General features: G+C 65.7%; 3 protein-coding genes. 1 reads left to right on the top strand and 2 read right to left on the bottom strand.

Features of this window, described 5'->3' with window-relative positions; genetic code table 11:
* Positions 1-116 precede the first annotated feature (116 nt).
* Together rpsI and rplM are read right to left on the bottom strand one after the other, a co-directional pair.
* Positions 117-509, bottom strand: coding sequence for a 30S ribosomal protein S9 (rpsI, locus tag ACXJKH_RS19835; RefSeq protein WP_017354549.1), 393 nt, complete (start codon positions 507-509; stop codon positions 117-119).
* A 2-nt stretch (positions 510-511) separates the two neighbouring features.
* Complete coding sequence (gene rplM, locus ACXJKH_RS19830) at positions 512-940, bottom strand: 50S ribosomal protein L13 (protein WP_256776566.1); 429 nt, start codon at positions 938-940, stop codon at positions 512-514.
* Positions 941-1121: 181 nt separating this feature from the next.
* Here rplM and coq7 point away from each other — a divergent pair, with 181 nt between their 5' ends.
* Complete coding sequence (gene coq7 / locus ACXJKH_RS19825) at positions 1122-1766, top strand: 2-polyprenyl-3-methyl-6-methoxy-1,4-benzoquinone monooxygenase (protein WP_457321932.1); 645 nt, start codon at positions 1122-1124, stop codon at positions 1764-1766.
* Positions 1767-1810 lie beyond the last annotated feature (44 nt).

Raw genomic sequence — 1810 nt, 5'->3', positions numbered from 1 at the left:
ACCCTGCACCGCCCTTGGCAATGCGGCATCCCACAAACGGGAAAAGCCCGGCCGAGGCCGGGCTTTTGCTGTCCTCCCAGCGGGATCCCGAAAGATCCCACGCCAGGCGCGATGGATCAGCGCTTGGAGAACTGGGTGGCGCGACGTGCCTTGTGCAGGCCGACCTTCTTACGCTCGACTTCACGGGCGTCACGGGTCATGAAGCCAGCCTTGCGCAGCTCGGACTTCAGGGTTTCGTCGTACTCGACCAGCGCACGGGCGATGCCCAGACGGATCGCACCGGCCTGGCCGGTGGTGCCGCCGCCAGCGGCGGTGACCATGATGTCGAAGCTTTCGGTGTTCTTGGTCAGCTCCAGCGGCTGGCGCACGATCATGCGCGCGGTCTCACGGCCAAAGAACTCGTCCAGCGGACGGCCATTGACGGTGATGTTGCCGGCGCCCTTGCGCAAGAACACGCGGGCGGTGGAGGACTTGCGGCGGCCGGTGCCGTAGTTTTGAGTGATAGCCATGATTAGATATCCAGAACCTGAGGCTGCTGAGCGGCGTGCGGGTGCTCGGAACCCGAGTACACCTTGAGCTTGCGGTACATGGCGCGGCCCAGCGGGCCCTTCGGCAGCATGCCCTTGACGGCGGTCTCGATGACGCGCTCCGGGTGGCGCTCAAGCGCCTGGGCCAGAGTTTCGGTCTTCAGGTTGCCGATGTAGCCAGTGAAACGGTGATACAGCTTGTCCTGCAGCTTCTTGCCGGTGACGACAATCTTTTCTGCATTGATGACAACCAGGTAATCACCGGTATCAACGTGAGGGGTGTAAACCGGCTTGTGCTTGCCGCGCAGACGGCGGGCCAGCTCGGTGGACAGACGGCCCAGCGTCTTGCCGGAAGCGTCGACGAGATACCAGTCACGCTGGACGGTCTCGGACTTTGCAGTGAAAGTGCTCATGAAAGAACTCAAGTAGGTCGGGCTCATTGCGGCGCTGAACGGCCGGAACTCTGCCACGCGTTGTGAAGAGGCGGGATTGTACCGGCGCGACCCCGCACATGCAAGTTGACCCCTGCCGTGGCTTGGCACACCGCCGCCAGGGGGCGAGAATCGACGATCCCCCGCTGCACGCCGCCCCGCCATGACCGTGACCCGCCAGATCACCCCGCTCGATCACCTGCTGACCGAAGCCCAGCGCGCCCTGGACACGGTCTTCGGCAACCCGCCGGCCAGCCGCCCCTACCCCGCCCAGGCCACGCCGGACGTGCAGATGGCCAGCGCCGAGCGCCGCCATGCCGCCGGCCTGATGCGCATCAACCATGTCGGCGAGGTGTGCGCCCAAGGCCTGTACTTCGGCCAGGCCGCGGTCGCCCAGGAGCCGCAGACCCGTGCCCACCTGCTCGACGCGGCCCAGGAAGAGACCGATCACCTGGCCTGGTGCGCCCAGCGCCTGCGGGAACTGGACAGCCGCCCGAGCCTGTTCAACCCGATCTGGTACGCCGGCAGCTACACCATCGGTACGCTGGCCGGCCTGCGCGGCGATGGCTGGAACCTGGGCTTCGTGGTGGAAACCGAGCGCCAGGTTGAGGCCCATCTGGACGAACACCTGGACACCCTGCCCCCTGCCGACCTGCGCAGTCGCGAGATCCTCAAGGTGATGAAGATCGACGAGGCCCGCCATGCCGATCACGCCGAACATGCCGGCGCGCGCAAGCTGCCATTCCCGATTCCCTCGGTGATGGCGCTGGCATCGAAGGTGATGAAGACCATCGCCTACCGCATCTAGGTAGTGCCGGCCGCTGGCCGGCAACCTCATGAACCCAGCAGCCA

Source organism: Stenotrophomonas sp. P5_B8 (assembly GCF_054049855.1).
The sequence above is the reverse complement of the archived record's forward strand: the minus strand, read 5'-3'. Positions and strand labels throughout refer to the sequence as shown.

Bases quoted from the DNA above. Each gene is read 5' to 3' on its own strand.
- rpsI (WP_017354549.1), bottom strand. From the start codon at position 509: ATGGCTATCACTCAAAACTACGGCACCGGCCGCCGCAAGTCCTCCACC.
- rplM (WP_256776566.1), bottom strand. From the start codon at position 940: ATGAGCACTTTCACTGCAAAGTCCGAGACCGTCCAGCGTGACTGGTAT.
- coq7 (WP_457321932.1), top strand. From the start codon at position 1,122: ATGACCGTGACCCGCCAGATCACCCCGCTCGATCACCTGCTGACCGAA.